14 protein-coding genes are annotated in these 15,108 nt (G+C 73.9%); 5 read left to right on the top strand and 9 right to left on the bottom strand.

The window, feature by feature from the left end:
- Nucleotides 1-168: 168 nt before the first annotated feature.
- The 5 genes from ABT084_RS13110 to ABT084_RS13090 all read right to left on the bottom strand — a co-directional run bounded on the left by ABT084_RS13110 (nt 169) and on the right by ABT084_RS13090 (nt 4,503).
- Nucleotides 169-468, bottom strand: coding sequence for a hypothetical protein (locus ABT084_RS13110; RefSeq protein ID WP_351041937.1), 300 nt, complete (start codon nt 466-468; stop codon nt 169-171).
- A gap of 155 nt (nt 469-623) precedes the next feature.
- The gene (locus ABT084_RS13105) at nt 624-1,457 is read right to left on the bottom strand and encodes a LytR/AlgR family response regulator transcription factor (RefSeq protein ID WP_351041935.1); all 834 of its coding nucleotides are present in this window, start codon (nt 1,455-1,457) and stop codon (nt 624-626) included.
- Between the two features lie 48 nt (nt 1,458-1,505).
- The gene (locus ABT084_RS13100; protein ID WP_351041932.1) at nt 1,506-2,534 is read right to left on the bottom strand and encodes a GDSL-type esterase/lipase family protein; all 1,029 of its coding nucleotides are present in this window, start codon (nt 2,532-2,534) and stop codon (nt 1,506-1,508) included.
- Complete coding sequence (locus ABT084_RS13095; RefSeq protein ID WP_351041928.1) at nt 2,531-3,373, bottom strand: SDR family NAD(P)-dependent oxidoreductase; 843 nt, start codon at nt 3,371-3,373, stop codon at nt 2,531-2,533. Before ABT084_RS13095 ends, ABT084_RS13100 begins: the two co-directional genes overlap by 4 nt.
- A complete protein-coding gene (locus ABT084_RS13090) occupies nt 3,370-4,503 on the bottom strand; it encodes an LLM class flavin-dependent oxidoreductase (protein WP_351041925.1) in 1,134 nt (377 codons plus the stop codon). Before ABT084_RS13090 ends, ABT084_RS13095 begins: the two co-directional genes overlap by 4 nt.
- 318 nt (nt 4,504-4,821) lie before the next feature.
- Here ABT084_RS13090 and ABT084_RS13085 point away from each other — a divergent pair, with 318 nt between their 5' ends.
- From ABT084_RS13085 to ABT084_RS13070, 4 genes are all read left to right on the top strand, one after another.
- On the top strand, nt 4,822-6,279 hold the full coding sequence (locus tag ABT084_RS13085) for an amino acid transporter (RefSeq protein WP_351041922.1): 1,458 nt from the start codon (nt 4,822-4,824) through the stop codon (nt 6,277-6,279).
- A 10-nt stretch (nt 6,280-6,289) separates the two neighbouring features.
- The gene (locus ABT084_RS13080) at nt 6,290-6,745 is read left to right on the top strand and encodes an Lrp/AsnC family transcriptional regulator (protein ID WP_030027017.1); all 456 of its coding nucleotides are present in this window, start codon (nt 6,290-6,292) and stop codon (nt 6,743-6,745) included.
- Nucleotides 6,746-6,948: 203 nt separating this feature from the next.
- On the top strand, nt 6,949-7,749 hold the full coding sequence (locus ABT084_RS13075) for a carbon-nitrogen hydrolase family protein (RefSeq protein ID WP_351041919.1): 801 nt from the start codon (nt 6,949-6,951) through the stop codon (nt 7,747-7,749).
- A 39-nt stretch (nt 7,750-7,788) separates the two neighbouring features.
- Nucleotides 7,789-9,486 (top strand): flavin monoamine oxidase family protein, encoded by a 1,698-nt coding sequence (locus ABT084_RS13070; protein ID WP_351041916.1) that lies wholly within the window; start codon nt 7,789-7,791, stop codon nt 9,484-9,486.
- 81 nt (nt 9,487-9,567) lie between these two features.
- Here ABT084_RS13070 and ABT084_RS13065 read toward each other — a convergent pair whose 3' ends face one another.
- From ABT084_RS13065 to ABT084_RS13050, 4 genes are all read right to left on the bottom strand, one after another.
- Nucleotides 9,568-10,155 (bottom strand): hypothetical protein, encoded by a 588-nt coding sequence (locus ABT084_RS13065; protein ID WP_351041913.1) that lies wholly within the window; start codon nt 10,153-10,155, stop codon nt 9,568-9,570.
- A 9-nt stretch (nt 10,156-10,164) separates the two neighbouring features.
- A complete protein-coding gene (locus ABT084_RS13060) occupies nt 10,165-10,851 on the bottom strand; it encodes a DUF5995 family protein (protein ID WP_351041911.1) in 687 nt (228 codons plus the stop codon).
- 88 nt (nt 10,852-10,939) lie between these two features.
- Entirely contained in the window at nt 10,940-12,370 is a 1,431-nt protein-coding gene (locus tag ABT084_RS13055; RefSeq protein WP_351041908.1) for a uracil-xanthine permease family protein, read from the bottom strand.
- A gap of 155 nt (nt 12,371-12,525) precedes the next feature.
- Nucleotides 12,526-13,803, bottom strand: coding sequence for an MFS transporter (locus tag ABT084_RS13050; RefSeq protein ID WP_351041905.1), 1,278 nt, complete (start codon nt 13,801-13,803; stop codon nt 12,526-12,528).
- 124 nt (nt 13,804-13,927) lie between these two features.
- Between ABT084_RS13050 and ABT084_RS13045 the strand changes: the two genes are divergently transcribed.
- Complete coding sequence (locus tag ABT084_RS13045; protein ID WP_351042207.1) at nt 13,928-15,016, top strand: ROK family transcriptional regulator; 1,089 nt, start codon at nt 13,928-13,930, stop codon at nt 15,014-15,016.
- The last annotated feature ends 92 nt before the right edge of the window (nt 15,017-15,108 follow it).

Genomic DNA, 15,108 nt, shown 5'->3' with positions numbered 1-15,108 from the left:
CGGAGGCGGGGCGGGGCGGGGGACGGGGACAGGGACGGGGCGGGGGACGGGAACAGGGACGGGGAGGGGGCACCGGATTCTAGGCATGGCGGCGCGGCGGACGACAGGCATGATCCGGGCGAACACGGGGCGCACGGGGCCCGTTACGGCCGCGGCCGGGGTCCCGGGTCAGCGGATCCGGTCGTGCGCGTGGGGCTGCGCGCAGCCGAGGTGCTCGGCGCAGTCGCGGCGGGCGATCTCCAGCTCCACGTACGACTCCTCGGCCCGCCGGTAGGCCAGCGTCAACGCGGCCTCCGCGCCCGGCGGAAGGTGCTGGCGGCAGGCCTCTTCCGCCTCGGACAGGACGTCGGCCCAGCGCGCGGCCGCGCTGCGGAGCCGGGCCAGCAGGTCCTCGGCCTCGGCGAGGCCGGACGGCCGGGCCGGGGGCAGTCCCCGCAGCGCGTCGAGCAGCGCCTGGATGTCGGACATCTCGCTCCTCCCGCCCGGAAGATCCACGATAGGGGCGGGCGGGCCGGCGGCGGGCCGAAAGGGCGGGTCCTGCGGCCGACGGCCCGGCGGATCGCCGTACGCGCCGTGCGGCGCGACGAACGGCGGCCGCGCAGCGCCCGGCGGTCGCCGCCGGGTCAGCCGGTGGCCTTGCGCATCAGCAGATCGCGCAGCTCACGGGCGTGACGGCGGCTCACCTGCAGCTCCGCCGCGCCGACCCGGACGCTGGTGGTGCCCGCGTCCAGCCGCAGCTCGTCGATCCGGTCCAGCGCCACCAGGTGGCGGCGGTGTATCCGTACGAAGCCCCGCGCGGCCCAGCGTTCCTCCAGCGTGGACAGCGGGATCCGCACCAAGTGGCTGCCCTCGCCGGTGTGCAGGCGGGCGTAATCCCCCTGCGCCTCGACGTATGCGATGTCCGCGATGGCCACGAACCGGGTCACCCCGCCCAGCTCGACCGCGATCTGCTCGGCGGTGCGGTCCGTGACGGGGACCGGACCGGCCGCGGGTGCGGGTGCGGGGGCAGCGGCGGGGGAGGGGCGGACCGCGGGCCCGGGGCGGGCGGCGGCGGGATCCCGGTCGCGGCCCAGCATCGCGCAGGCCCGGCGCACCGCCTCCGCCAGCCGCTCCGGGCGGACCGGCTTGAGGACGTAGTCCACCGCCTTCAGATCGAAGGCCTGGACGGCGAAGCCCTCGTGGGCGGTGACGAACACGATCAGCGGGGGCGAGCTGAACCCGGCGAGCAGCCGGGCGATGTCCAGCCCGGTCAGCCCCGCCATGTGGATGTCGAGGAACACCACGTCGAGGCCGTCGGGCCCGTCCGGGCCCGACTCCACGGCCAGAGTGATGCGGCGCAGCGCCTCGGTGGCGTCCGACGCCCCGGCCGCCGCGCTCACGCGCGGGTCGGAGCGCAGCAGGAAGAGCAGCTCTTCGAGGAGCGGCTTCTCATCGTCGACGGCCAGTACACGCAGCATGGGGGCAGTGTAGAGAGGGCCCGCCGGGGGCGGAACGGGGAGCGTGGTTCAGTCCGCCGGACCCGCGGGGGCGGTCGTGTCGAACCCGGCCCGGCGCAGGGCCGCGGCCACCGCCAGCCCCAGCACCCGGTGCCCCTCGTCGTTGGGGTGCAGCCCGTCGGCGAGGTGACCGGGGCCCAGCAGGTCGCGGCCGGGGAGCAGCGCGAGCCGGCCGTCCCCGGCCACGACCCGCTCCAGGACGGCGCGTTCCATCGCGTCGCGCAGGGCGCCCAGGGTGGCGCCGAGCCGGTTGGGGGTGCGCTCGGCGTCGGGGCGCAGGACGGGGGAGAGGAGCAGCAGGGGGGTCTGCGGGTGCCCCTGGCGGACGAGTTCGAGGAACGCGCGCGTGGTCTCGTACAGCAGCGGGGCGGAGAAGGGCACGCGCGACCAGCAGTTGGTGCCGAAGGCGAGGGTGAGGACATCGGCGGGGAGCGCGGCGAGCTGTTCGGCCGTGGCGAGTTCACCGCGGGCGGCGCCCGCGTAGCCGAGGTTGACGGTGTCCCAGCCCAGCGCCCGGCCGGTCACGGCGGGCCAGCCGTGCGCGGGGCGGGTGGACCACCAGCCCTCGGTGATGGAGTCCCCGTGCACCACCCAGCGCGGGGCGCGGGGCGCCGGGGCGAGCGGCCCGCCGACCCCGCGCAGGCCCAGCACCAGCGGCGCCTGGGCCTCGGGCGGGTGGACGGTGAACGGGCCGCCGCCGGCCGGGAGCCCGATGCGTACGACGGCCTCCGCGGCCGGGTCGGTGAACACCTCGGTCAGCAGCCCGGAGCGGTCCCACAGGGCGAAGCCGTGCGCCAGGTCGCGCAGCGCGTCGGTGGGTCCGGGCACGGTGGCCCGGTAGCGGATCTCCATGGCGTGCGCCCCGGCCCCGGCGGTGAACTCCAGCCGCACCCCTATCGGCAGGGTGGCCCGCTCGCCGGTGTCCCAGGGCAGCCGCGCGGTGTCGGCGGGATCGGCGCGCACCGCCCGGCCCTGCTCCAGCCAGGCCACGCCGCGCAGGAAGGGGCCGGGGTCCAGCCAGGGCTCGTCGGGTGTCACCGGGCGTCTCCGATCGTCGGGTACGGGAACTTCACACCTACCCCGCCGTCCACGACCAACGTCTGCCCGGTGACGTACGCCGCTTGCGGGGAGGCCAGGAAGGCCAGGGCGGCGGCGATGTCGCGGGGCTCGGCGACCCGGCCGAGCGGGGCGTTGTCCGCGCACGCGCGCCGCCCCTCCTCCCCGAGCCGCGCGGCGACGCGCGGGGTCCACACCACTCCCGGCGCGACCGCGTTGACGCGCACCCCGCGCGGGCCGAGCTCGACGGCGGCCGAGCGGACCAGCGAGATCAGCCCGGCCTTGGCGGCGCCGTAGGCGGCGTGCAGCGGGGCGGCGGTCAGACCGGAGACGGAGGCCACGAAGACCAGCGGGCCGCCGCCGGCCGCCGCGACGGCCTCGCCGCCGTACTGCACGGCCAGCCACGCGTGCCGCAGGACCAGGTCGAAGTGCCAGTCCCAGTCGGCGTCGGTCAGCTCGGCGAGGCTCGCGTACCGGGCCATCCCGACGATGTCGACCACCCCGCCGACGGGCCCGCCCAGCAGCTCCGGGGCCCGCACGAAGAGCGTCCGTACGCTGTCGCGGTCGCGCGCGTCGGCGGTGTGGGCCACCGCGCCGGTCTCGGCGGCCACGGCGGCGGCCCGCTCCGCGTCCACGTCGACGCACAGCACGCGGGCCCCCGCCTGGGCGAGGGCGTGGGCGCTCTGGCGGCCGATGCCGTTGCCCGCGCCGAGCAGGACGAAGCGGCGGCCGTCCTGCCGGTGGAGTGCGGTGTAGTCGGGGACGGGGGAGCGGTCCGGGAGCTCGGGCCGCGCCGGGCCCGTGGACGGGCCGGGGCTCACGCGGCGCCCCCGGACGGCGGCGCCGGGCGGTAGCGGGCCAGCTCCGGGAGCACCTCCTTGCCGAGGATCTCGAGGGTCCGCAGGATCTCCCGGTGCTCCAGGTACCCCCACTGCACGTAGCAGATCAGCTGGTCCACCCCGAGGTCCGCGTAGCGCTTGGCCTTGCGGACGATCGTCTCCGCGTCCCCGATCAGGATCATGTCCCCCTCATCGAACTCCCGTACCGGCACGGCCCCCTCGAGGATCGGCGCGAGCAGCGGGAAGGTCTGCTCGCGCTCCTCGGGGCTCAGGTGCGGCAGCTCCCAGTCCAGGGTGAAGCGCGCGAGGTTCTCGTACCACCAGGCCACCGAGTCCCAGACCCGGGCGCCCGCCGCGGCGCGCGGTGCGGTGGCGTGCACCAGCGTGTAGGCGCTGACCCGGTCGGTCGTGACGTCGGTGAGCGGCCGGGGGTCGCGGGCGGCCGCCCGGTACGCCGCCACCTGGCGGGCCATCGCGTCCAGCGGCTGCATGATCGAGAAGGAGAGCAGCCCCAGGCCGAGCGACCCGGCCACCTCGGCGGAGCCGGGGGAGGTGGCGGCCATCCAGGCCGGCGGGTGCGGGTCCTGCACGGGCTTGGGCGTGACCATCCGGCGGGGGAAGGAGAAGCGGTCGGAGGAGTAGGCGAAGTACTCCTCCCGCCACATTCCGGTGACGATCGCGATCGCCTCGCGCCAGTCGGCGCGCGAGGTCTCCCGGTCCACCCCGAAGGCGGCCTGTTCCATGGGCGTGGAGCGCCCGGTGCCCCACTCGACCCGGCCGCCGGACAGGACGTCCACCGTGGCGACCTTCTCGGCGATGCGCTGGGGCGGGGTGAAGCCGAAGGGGGTCAGGGTCACGCCGAAGCCGAGCCGGATGCGCTCGGTGAGCCCGGCGAGATGGCCGAGGAGCACCTCGGGCGCCGGGCAGTGCGAGCGGCCCTCGCGGAAGTGGTGCTCGACGGCCCACACCGTGCGGAACCCCATCCGGTCCGCCAGCCGGATCTGCTCGACGGCCTCCCGGTAGGCGCGCTGCTCGGCGGCGCGCTGGCCGTGCGGGTGGGCTCCGGGCCATGGCCGCGGTACGTCGATCTCGTAGAGCACGTCCAGATCCATGGCGGCACGCTGCGGCAGATCTGACGAAGTGTCAAGAAAGGGGGCCGAAGGAGGCTCGCGCACTGATCGATCATCCGCGCGCAACAAAGGACCATTCAGGCCAGATCCGCGCAATGATCGTGCGGCAATGTGCAAGGATGGTGCATTACGGGCGGTATCACTCAGCTCGTAGGCTCACTCGCTGTACGTGGAGTGGCGCGGACCGCCTGCTCGGCGGTCCCCCCATGCCCAGGCAGGCTTCCGCCCCGCCTGTTCCTGCTCCGGACCGCTGCGGTCGACGCCTGAAACCCCACCCGCAGTGACAAAGGAGTCCCCCTCGTGCTCGATCACGGCCAGGCGCCACCGCTCACGTCCCCGCCCCGCAAGCCCGCCCACCCGCTGCTGCGCCGCAAGCCGGTCGACCAGCTGGTCGCCGAGGGCGGCCAGGGCGAGGGCGGCATGCTGCGGCGCTCGCTCACCATGTGGCAGCTGACCATGATCAGCATCGGCGCCACCCTGGGCACCGGCATCTTCGTCGTCCTCGGCGAAGCCGCGCCGAAGGCCGGACCCGCCGTCACGATCTCCTTCGTCATCGCGGGCCTGACCGCGCTCTTCTCCGCCCTCTCCTACGCGGAGCTGGCCGGATCGGTCCCGGTCTCCGGATCCTCGTACTCGTACTCCTACGCGACCATGGGCGAGTTCATCGCCTGGATCTGCGGCTGGTGTCTGGTCCTGGAGTACGCGGTGTCCGTCTCGGCCGTCGCCGTCGGCTGGGGCCAGTACCTCAACGAGCTGCTCGACGGGACGATAGGCGTCACCATCCCCGAGAAGTTCTCCACCGCGCCGCTGGGCGACGGCGGCTGGATCAACCTCCCGTCGCTGGTCGTCGTCCTGCTCGCCATGGTCTTCCTGATGCGCGGCGCCAAGGAGAGCGCCCGCATCAACACGATCATGGTCGTGGTGAAGATCGTCACGCTGTTCCTCTTCATCGGCATCGGCGTCATGGGCATCAAGTCCGGCAACTACACGCCGCTCGCCCCGCTCGGCGTCACCGGCATCAGCGCCGCCGCCTCCACGCTCTTCTTCTCGTACATCGGCTTCGACGCCGCCTCCACCGCCGGTGAGGAGGCCAAGAACCCCAAGCGCGACCTGCCGCGCGCGATCATGCTCTCGCTGGGCATCGTGACCGTCCTCTACATCCTGGTCGCCTTCGTCGCCGTCGGCGCCATGCCCTGGCAGGACTTCGGCAACACCGAGGCCGCGCTGGCGAAGATCATGACCGACGTCACCGGGCACAGCTTCTGGGGCGTCGTCCTCGCCGCCGGCGCGGTCGTCGCCATCGCCTCCGTGGTCTTCGCGGTGCTCTACGGCCAGACCCGCATCCTCTTCGCGATGTCCCGCGACGGCCTCGTCCCCAAGGTCTTCGCCAAGGTCGACGCCAAGACCGGCGCCCCGCGCGCCAACGTGCTGATCGTCTCCCTCTTCTGCGGCGCCCTCGCCGCGTTCATCCCCCTGGGTGAGCTGGCGAACGCCACCAGCATCGGCACGCTCTTCGCCTTCGCCCTGGTCAACATCGCCGTCGTGATCCTGCGCCGCACCAAGCCCGACATGCCCCGCACGTTCAAGGTGGCGCTCTTCCCGGTGACGCCGATCCTCGGCTTCTTCGCCTGCGCCTACATGATGTACAGCCTGCCGTCCGCCACGTGGGTCGCTTTCGGTGTCTGGATGGCCGTCGGCCTCGTGGTGTACTTCCTGTACGGCATCCGCCGCTCCCGACTGGCCACGGCAGAGAAGTGATCCACCCGCAGTGCGACTGAACGATCTCGACGAACGCATCGTGCACGCCCTCGCCGAGGACGCCCGCCGTTCCTACGCGGACATCGGCTCCGAGGTCGGGCTCTCCGCCCCCGCCGTCAAGCGCCGCGTGGACCGGCTGCGGGCCGAGGGAGCCATCACCGGCTTCACGGTCCGGGTCGATCCGGCCGCCATGGGCTGGGAGACCGAGGGCTTCATCGAGATCTACTGCCGCCACAACACCTCGCCGGACGACATCCGGCGGGGTCTGGAGCGGTATCCCGAGGTGGTGTCCGCGTCGACCGTGACGGGCGACGCGGACGCCCTGGTCCAGATCTTCGCCTCGGACATGCGCCACTTCGAGCGGGTGCTGGAGCGGATCGCGGGCGAGCCGTTCGTGGAGCGGACGAAGTCCGTCCTGGTCCTCTCCCCGCTCCTGCGCCGCTTCACCTCGGGCGCCCCGGCGTAACGCCCGGGCGCCCCCGCGCACGACCTCCGGCGCCCGCCGCCGCGAGGCTGCGCACACCCGAGGGATGACGCAACGAATCGCTGCGCGGGGCCTGAAATGCGCAACGAATCGTTGGGATGGACGCAACAGACACGCCTTGTCGCCGCCGAACCCCCGCCCGTACCGTCTATAGGACACCACCCCTCCTGCCCCAGAGGTCGTCCATGCCCCCGCTGCGCACCGCTCTCCTCCAGAGTTCCGGACGGCTCGGCGACGTCGCCGAGAACCTGAAGGCCCTCGACGAGGCCGCCGCGCGCGCCGCACACAGCGGGGCCGGGCTCCTCGTCTCCTCCGAGATGTTCCTGACCGGGTACGCCCTCGAGGTCGAGGACGTCGCCGCGCTCGCCGAGACCGCCGACGGCCCGTCCGCCGTCGCCGTCGGCGAGATCGCCCGCCGCCACGGGGTGGCCGTGCTGTACGCCTACCCCGAGCGGGACGGCGCGGCGGTCTACAACTCCGCCCAGCTCGTCGGCCCCGACGGCGCCCGGCTCGCGAACTACCGCAAGACCCACCTCTTCGGCTGCTTCGAGCAGGACGCCTTCACCCCCGGCGACACCCCCGTCGTCCAGGCGGAACTGAACGGCCTCCGCATCGGCATCATGATCTGCTACGACGTCGAGTTCCCGGAGAACGTCCGCGCCCACGCGCTGGCCGGCACCGACCTCCTCCTCGTGCCGACGGCGCAGATGCACCCGTTCCAGTTCGTCGCCGAGCAGCTGGTGCCGGTACGGGCCTTCGAGAACCAGATGTACATCGCGTACGTCAACCGCACGGGCCCCGAGGGCGAGTTCGAGTTCGTCGGCCTCAGCTCCCTGGCGGCCCCGGACGGAGCGACCCGCGCCCGCGCGGGCCGTGGCGAGGAGCTGGTGTTCGGCGAGGTCGACCCCGAGCTGCTCGAGGCGTCGCGCGTGAACAATCCGTACCTGCGCGACCGCCGCCCCGGGCTCTACGCCTCCCTGATCTGACCACCTCCCCCCCAGCTCTGCCGCAAGGAGACGTGCCCCATGACGTCCACGGTGCCCACCACCGCCGTCCCGCACAGCGACGGACAGCCGCCGATCACCATGTTCGGCCCGGACTTTCCGTACGCCTATGACGACTTCCTCGCCCACCCGGCGGGCCTGGGCCAGATACCGGCGACCGAGCACGGTACGGAGGTCGCCGTCATCGGCGGCGGGCTCTCCGGCATCATCGCCGCGTACGAGCTGATGAAGATGGGCCTGAAGCCCGTCGTCTACGAGGCCGACCAGATCGGCGGCCGGCTGCGCACCGTGGGCTTCGAGGGCGCCGGTACGGAGGGTCTGACCGCGGAGATGGGCGCCATGCGCTTCCCGCCGTCCTCCACCGCGCTCCAGCACTACATCGACCTCGTCGGCCTGGTCACGGAGCCCTTCCCGAACCCGCTCGCCGAGGCCACCCCCTCGACGGTCGTGGACCTCAAGGGCGAGACCCACTACGCCGAGACCATCGCCGACCTCCCGCAGGTCTACCGCGACGTCGCCGCCGCGTGGAACGACTGCCTCGACGAGGGCGCCGACTTCTCCGACATGAACACCGCGATGCGCGAGCGGGACGTCCCGCGCATCCGCGAGATCTGGGCGAAGCTGGTCGAGAAGCTCGACGACGAGACCTTCTACGGGTTCCTCTGCAAGTCCGAAGCCTTCCAGTCCTTCCGCAAGCGGGAGATCTTCGGCCAGGTCGGCTTCGGCACGGGCGGCTGGGACACCGACTTCCCGAACTCCATCCTGGAGATCCTCCGCGTCGTCTACACCGAGGCGGACGACCACCACCGGGGCATCGTCGGCGGCTCGCAGCAGCTGCCGCTGCGGATGTGGGACCGCGCTCCCGAGAAGATCGTCCACTGGGCCCAGGGCACCTCGCTGTCCACCCTGCACGAGGGCACCCCGCGCCCGGCCGTGACCCGGCTGCACCGCACGGCGGGCAACCGGATCACCGTCACCGACGCGTCCGGCGACATCCGCACGTACCGCGCCGCGATCTTCACGGCCCAGTCGTGGATGCTGCTGTCCAAGATCGAGTGCGATGACACGCTCTTCCCGATCGACCACTGGACGGCGATCGAGCGCACCCACTACATGGAGAGCTCGAAGCTGTTCATCCCCGTCGACCGGCCGTTCTGGCTGGACAAGGACGAGGACACGGGCCGCGACGTCATGTCGATGACGCTGACCGACCGGATGACGCGCGGCACGTACCTGCTGGACAACGGCCCGGACAAGCCCGCCACCATCTGCCTCTCCTACACCTGGTGCGACGACAGCCTCAAGTGGCTGCCGCTGTCCGCGAACGAGCGGATGGAGGTCATGCTGAAGTCCCTCGGCGAGATCTACCCCAAGGTCGACATCCGCCGTCACATCATCGGCAACCCCGTCACCGTCTCGTGGGAGAACGAGCCCTACTTCATGGGCGCGTTCAAGGCGAACCTGCCGGGCCACTACCGCTACCAGCGGCGCCTGTTCACCCACTTCATGCAGGACCGCCTCCCCGAGGACAAGCGCGGCATCTTCCTCGCGGGCGACGACATCTCCTGGACGGCGGGCTGGGCCGAAGGCGCCGTACAGACCGCGCTGAACGCGGTGTGGGGCGTCATGCGCCACCTCGGCGGCGAGACCGACGCCACCAACCCGGGCCCCGGCGACCTCTACGACGCCATCGCCCCGGTCGAGCTGCCCGAGGACTGACCGTCCCCGGCCGCTCCCCCCGACCACGGGCCGCCCCCGCGCCACGAGCGCGGCGGCGGCCCGTTTCCATGGGGGGCGCCGCTACGCACCCCGCGCCTCCCGCCGCCACACCGCCTTCCAGCGCTCCTCATGCGTCCCGCTCAGGCCGGGGTCCGGCGGCTCGGCGTCGCGCGCGCCCAGGCTCACCCCGCACCGGGCGCACAGCCGGTGCACGCTCCACCCGTCGTGCCACTCGGTGGTGCCCGGGCCTTCCCCGCACACCGGGCACCCGGGGCCCCGGCCGGCGCGCAGGACGCGCTCCATCACCTCGGGCAGCGGACGCGTGGGATGGAAGCCGATGTCGGGGCACCACAGCCGCCGCGGCGGCTCCGCGGGATCGGGGACCCGCACCCCGGCGTGCTTCTGGGCCGTGCGCCGTTCCCGCCAGCGGGCGAACTCCGCCGTCCAGACCTCCCGCGCCGCGTGCAGCTCCTCCACGGCCCGCACCAGCGCCTCGGGGTCCTGTCCCAGGTCCGCCGGGACGCGGGCGCTCGCGCACAGGTGGTGGTAGGTCGCCCGGAGTCCGTACGGGGCGAATTGGGTGAGGCAGGTGCGCAGGGCGCTCAGGCGGCGGTGCGGCGGGCGGGCCCGGTCGTGGACCCGGAGGCGGTGGGTGGCGAAGCTGGTCACGGACCGAGGTTAGAACCGCACCGGCCAGGTCGCTCCGGATGTCTGCCGGACGGGCGTCAGCAGGCAGCGGCCGACCAGGCCGACGCCCGCGTCCAGGGATTCCTCGAACTCCTCGGCCAGCTCGGGGGAACGGCGCAGGGTCCACAGCAGCCGGGCCGAGGCCCAGGCGCCGTCCCGGGCGCGCTGCAGGCTCCAGGAGCCGATCAGGTGGGTCAGCGGGTCGGCGATCTGGAGCAGGTCCGGTCCGGGCATCAGGTCCTCCCGGATGCGTTCCTCCAGGGCGACCAGGGTGTCGCCGACCCGGTCGAAGTCGGCCTCCAGGGCCGCCGGTTCGCAGCCCAGGGTGCGGCAGGTGGCGACCACGGCGAGGGCCAGGTCGTGCCCGATGTGCGCGTTGATCCCGGCGAGGGCGTACTGGAGCGGCCGTACGCCGGGGTGGCGCCGGTACTGGAAGAGCGGCCGCCAGCACGCGGGCGTACGGTCGCCCTCGGCGGCGGCGTCGACGGCCATGAGGTACCGCTCGGCGAACCGCACGCTCAGCACCGCCGCCCGGCGCGGCCCGGGGAACCCGCCGTGCTCGATGCGGCGGTGCAGGGTCTCGGTCACCGTCAGGTACACCCGGTTGAAGACGGCGACGCCGTCGTGTTCGGGCAGTCGCTCTTCCAGGGCGCGCATCCGCGCGAGCACCGCTTCCATGGGAGGCAGGTTCGCAGGTGGCGGCGGTTCCCGGGAGGGTTGGCCCGGTACTTCGCCGGTTCGGGCGAACCTGCCCGTGCCGGGAGGGTCAGGAGGACCCGGCGGGGGCGCCCGGGGCGCGGGGCGCCCCCTCGGGGCCCTCGCCGCCGCGGTCGTCGTAGGTGGACGTGCCCGCGTCGAGCAGCGGCTCCCGCTCCTTCATGTGCGCCGGGGCGAAGTAGCGCAGGACGTGGTAGCCCGTGACGACCACGATCGTGCCCAGCGCGATGCCGCCCAGCTGGAAGTTGTCGCTGATCTTCAGGCCGACCCCGCCGACGCCGATGATGATGCCCGCCGCGGCGGGCACGAGGTTCAGCGGATTGCGCAGGTCCACCCGGCCGTTGATCCAGATCTGGGCGCCGAGCAGGCCGATCATGCCGTACAGGATGACGGTGATCCCGCCGAGCACCCCGCCCGGGATGGCCGCGACGACCGCGCCGAACTTGGGGCACAGGCCGAAGAGCAGCGCGAACCCGGCGGCGGCCCAGTACGCGGCGGTGGAGTAGACGCGGGTGGCGGCCATGACGCCGATGTTCTCGGAGTACGTGGTGTTCGGCGGACCGCCGAGCGCGGTGGAGAGCATCGAGGCGGCGCCGTCGGCGGCGATCGCGGTGCCGAGCTGGTCGTCGAGCGCGTCCCCGGTCATCTCGCCGACGGCCTTGATGTGTCCGGCGTTCTCGGCGATGAGGGCGATGACCACGGGCAGCGCGATCAGGATCGCCGACCACTCGAACTGCGGGGCGTGGAAGGACGGCAGGCCGATCCAGTCGGCCTTGCCCACGCCGGAGAGGTCCAGGCGCCAGTGGTCCACGGCGTCGGGGCCGCCCACCGTCGAGTGGATCTTGCCGAAGAGCAGGTCGAAGAGGGCGGAGACGCCGTACCCGAAGAGCAGTCCGAGGAAGATCGCGATCCGCGACCAGAACCCGCGCAGGCACACCACCGCGAGGCCGGTGAACGCCATCACCAGCAGGGCCGTCCACTGGTCCTGGGGCCAGTACGTCGAGGCGGTCACCGGAGCGAGGTTGAAGCCGATGAGCATCACGACGGCGCCCGTGACCACCGGGGGCATCGCCGCGTGGATGATCCGCGCGCCGAAGTACCGGACGGCCAGGCCGGAGAGGAAGAGGGCCGCGCCGACGACGAGGACGGCGCCGGTGACGGTCGCGCTGCCGCCGCCGCCCGCCCGGATCGCGGCGGCGACGCCGACGAAGGAGAGCGAGCAGCCCAGGTAGGACGGGATCCGGCCGCGGGTCGCGAGGAGGAAGATCACCGTCGCGACGCCGGACATCATGATGGCCAGGTTCGGATCCAGGCCCATGAGGACCGGCGCGACGAAGCTCGCGCCGAACATGGCGACGACGTGCTGGGCGCCGAGCCCCGCGGTGCGCGGCCACGAGAGCCGCTCGTCCGGCCGGACGACCGCGCCGGGGGCGGGTGTCCGCCCGTCGCCGTGCAGGGTCCAGCGCACGCCGAGGCCCATGGTGAAACTCCGTTTCGCGATGCGGCAGGCAGCCGCGGGCGCCGACCGGGTGGGTGCCGACCGGTGGGTCGAACGTGCCGAGTATGCCGACTGCGCCGCGGGTGGTGCCGCGGGTGGGGGGATCGATGACCGGGCCGAGGACGGCCGAGGTCATATTACGGCTGGATAGCGGCAGGTTCGTCCTGATTGGCCGCCGCGGGGCCCGCGGGGTCGCCGGCCCGGCCCGCCGCCGGGTCCGCGCCGGGCGCCGCCCGGCCCGTACCGGGCCCCGCGCCCGGCTTCGCGCGCAGTACGGTCGCCCCCGCGACCAGCGCCAGCGCCAGCAGCGTCACCAGGCCGAAGGACACGACCAGCGAGGTCGCGTCGGCCACCGCGCCGATGGCCGAGGGCGCGATCAGCCCCGAGGTGTAGGTGATCGTCGCCACCCCGGCGATGGCCTGGGCCGGAGCCGGACCGCTGCGCGCGGCGGCCGCGAAGGCCAGCGGGACCACCACCGCGATGCCGAGCCCGATCAGGCCGAAGCCCGCGAGCGCGCCGGCCGGGTGCCGGACGAGGACCACCAGCAGGCCGCCCGCCGTGGCCAGCAGCCCGCTCGCCCGTACGGTGCGCACCGCGCCGAAGCGGTCCACCACCTTGTCCCCCGCGAGCCGGGCCGCGGCCATGGTGAGCGCGAACATCGTGGTGGAGGCGGCGGCCAGACCGGCGTCGGTGTGCAGCACGTCCCGGAAGTAGACCGCCGACCAGTCCATGCTCGCGCCCTCCGCGAAGACCGCGCAGAAGCCGATCGCGCCGATGACCAGCGCCGATTTCGGCGGCAGCGCGAAGTGCGGGGGCGCCTCCTCCTCGTGGCCGCCCCGCAGGTCGAGCACGCCGCGCACGGCGACCAGCCCGACGACGGTCAGCGCGAGCGCGGCGACCAGGTGGTGCGCCCGGGCATCGGCTCCGGCGTGCGCGGCGACCGTACCGGCGGCCGAGCCGATCAGGGCGCCCACGCTCCACATGCCGTGCAGGGAGGACATGATCGAGCGGCCGAGCCGGTTCTCGGTCTCGACGCCGAGCGCGTTCATCGCCACGTCCGACATGCCCGCGCTCGCGCCGTAGACGAGGAGCAGCAGGCACAGGGTCAGGAGGTTCGGGGCGAGGCTCGGCAGGATGAGGGAGAGGGTCCACATCGCGATCAGCCCGCGCAGCGCGTTGCGGGCGCCGAAGCGGTGGTTGATCCGCCCGGCCAGGGGCATGGCGAGGGCCGCGCCGACGGCGGGGAAGGCGAGGGCCATCCCCAGGGTGCCCGCGCTGAGCTGGGCGTGGTCCTGGATCCAGGGGATCCGGGTGGCGAAGCTGCCCGTGACCGCGCCGTGGGCGCAGAAGACGGCGGCTATGGCGATGCGTGCGCGGCGCAGGCGGCGCGGTGCGAGATCCGTTTCCCCGGTCATGGCAGCCAAACTATCAGGGACCCTGCCTGATAAATAAGTGTCCGGTCCCTCCTAGGATGGCCGGGTGACTTCCGCCCCCGCACCCGCCGCTCCCTCGCCCGCCTCGCCGAGTACGGCCCGGGCGATGAACGACCGGCTCGCGCTCCGGCTCCTCCAGGAGGAAGGGCCGCTGACCGCGACCCAGCTCAAGCAGCTGACCGGCCTCTCCCGCCCGTCGGTCGCCGACCTCGTCGAACGCCTCACCGGCGCCGGACTCATCGAGGTCGTCGGCGAATCCGGCGAGCAGCGGCGCGGACCGAACGCCCGGCTCTACGGGATCGTCGCCCGCCTCGCCCACCTCGCCGCGCTGGACGTACGGACCGACGGCGTGACCGCGGTGATCACCGACCTGCTCGGCCACCCGCTGGCCCGCGCGCCGCTCCCGGCCGATGCCGTCGAGGAAGCGGTGACCCGGCTGGAGGAACTCGCCCGGGAAGCGGGCGCGACGCCGCTGCACACCGTCGTCATCGGCGCCCCCGGCCTGGTCGCCCCGGCCAGCGGCGAGCTCCGCGGCCTGAGCGGGCTGCCCTCCTGGCACCGGGACCTGGTGGCCGCGCTCCAGCGGCGGCTGCCCGCCGCGGTCGTCGTGGAGAACGAGACCAATCTCGCTGCCCTGGCCGAGCAGCGCCTGGGCGCGGCCCGGGACGTGGACTCCTTCGTCCTGCTGTGGCTGGGCGCCGGGGTCGGCGCCGCCGTGGTGCTGGACGGGCGGCTGCGCCGCGGCGCGTCCGGGGGCGCGGGCGAGATCGGCTTCCTGCCGGTGCCGGGCACGGTGGGGCTGCCCTCCGCGACGGACTGCGGCGGCGGTTTCCACGGGCTGGTCGGGCGGGAGGCGGTGGCCGCGCTGGCCGCCGCGCACGGATTCACCGGGCCGGTGGAGGACGCCGCGGCGGGGGCCGCCGGGGAGGCCTTCCTCGACGCCTACGCGGAGCGCCTCGCCCTGGGGGTGGCCGCGGTGACGGCCGTACTGGACCCCGGCTGCGTGGTCCTCGGCGGCGAGCTGGGCCGCGCGGGCGGCCCCGCCCTCGCGGCGAGGGTCGCGGCCCGGCTGGCCTCGCTCACCCCGGTGCCGACCGAGGTCCGGGCCACCACCCTCGGTGACCCGGCGGTCCTGCAGGGCGCCCGGCTGGCCGCCCGGGACGCGGCTCAGGACGCCCTGTTCGGCCCGTCGTAGCCCGGCCGCACGCGCCGCCCGACCGGCCGTGCCCGCCGCCCGACCGGCCGCACGCGCCGCCCGACCGACCGTGCCCGTCGTAGCCCGGCCGC

The sequence above is a fragment of the Streptomyces sp. NPDC002138 genome (genome assembly GCF_040296485.1).
Taxonomy (GTDB): Bacteria; Actinomycetota; Actinomycetes; order Streptomycetales; family Streptomycetaceae; genus Streptomyces.
This window is presented reverse-complemented; position numbering and strand designations above follow the sequence as displayed.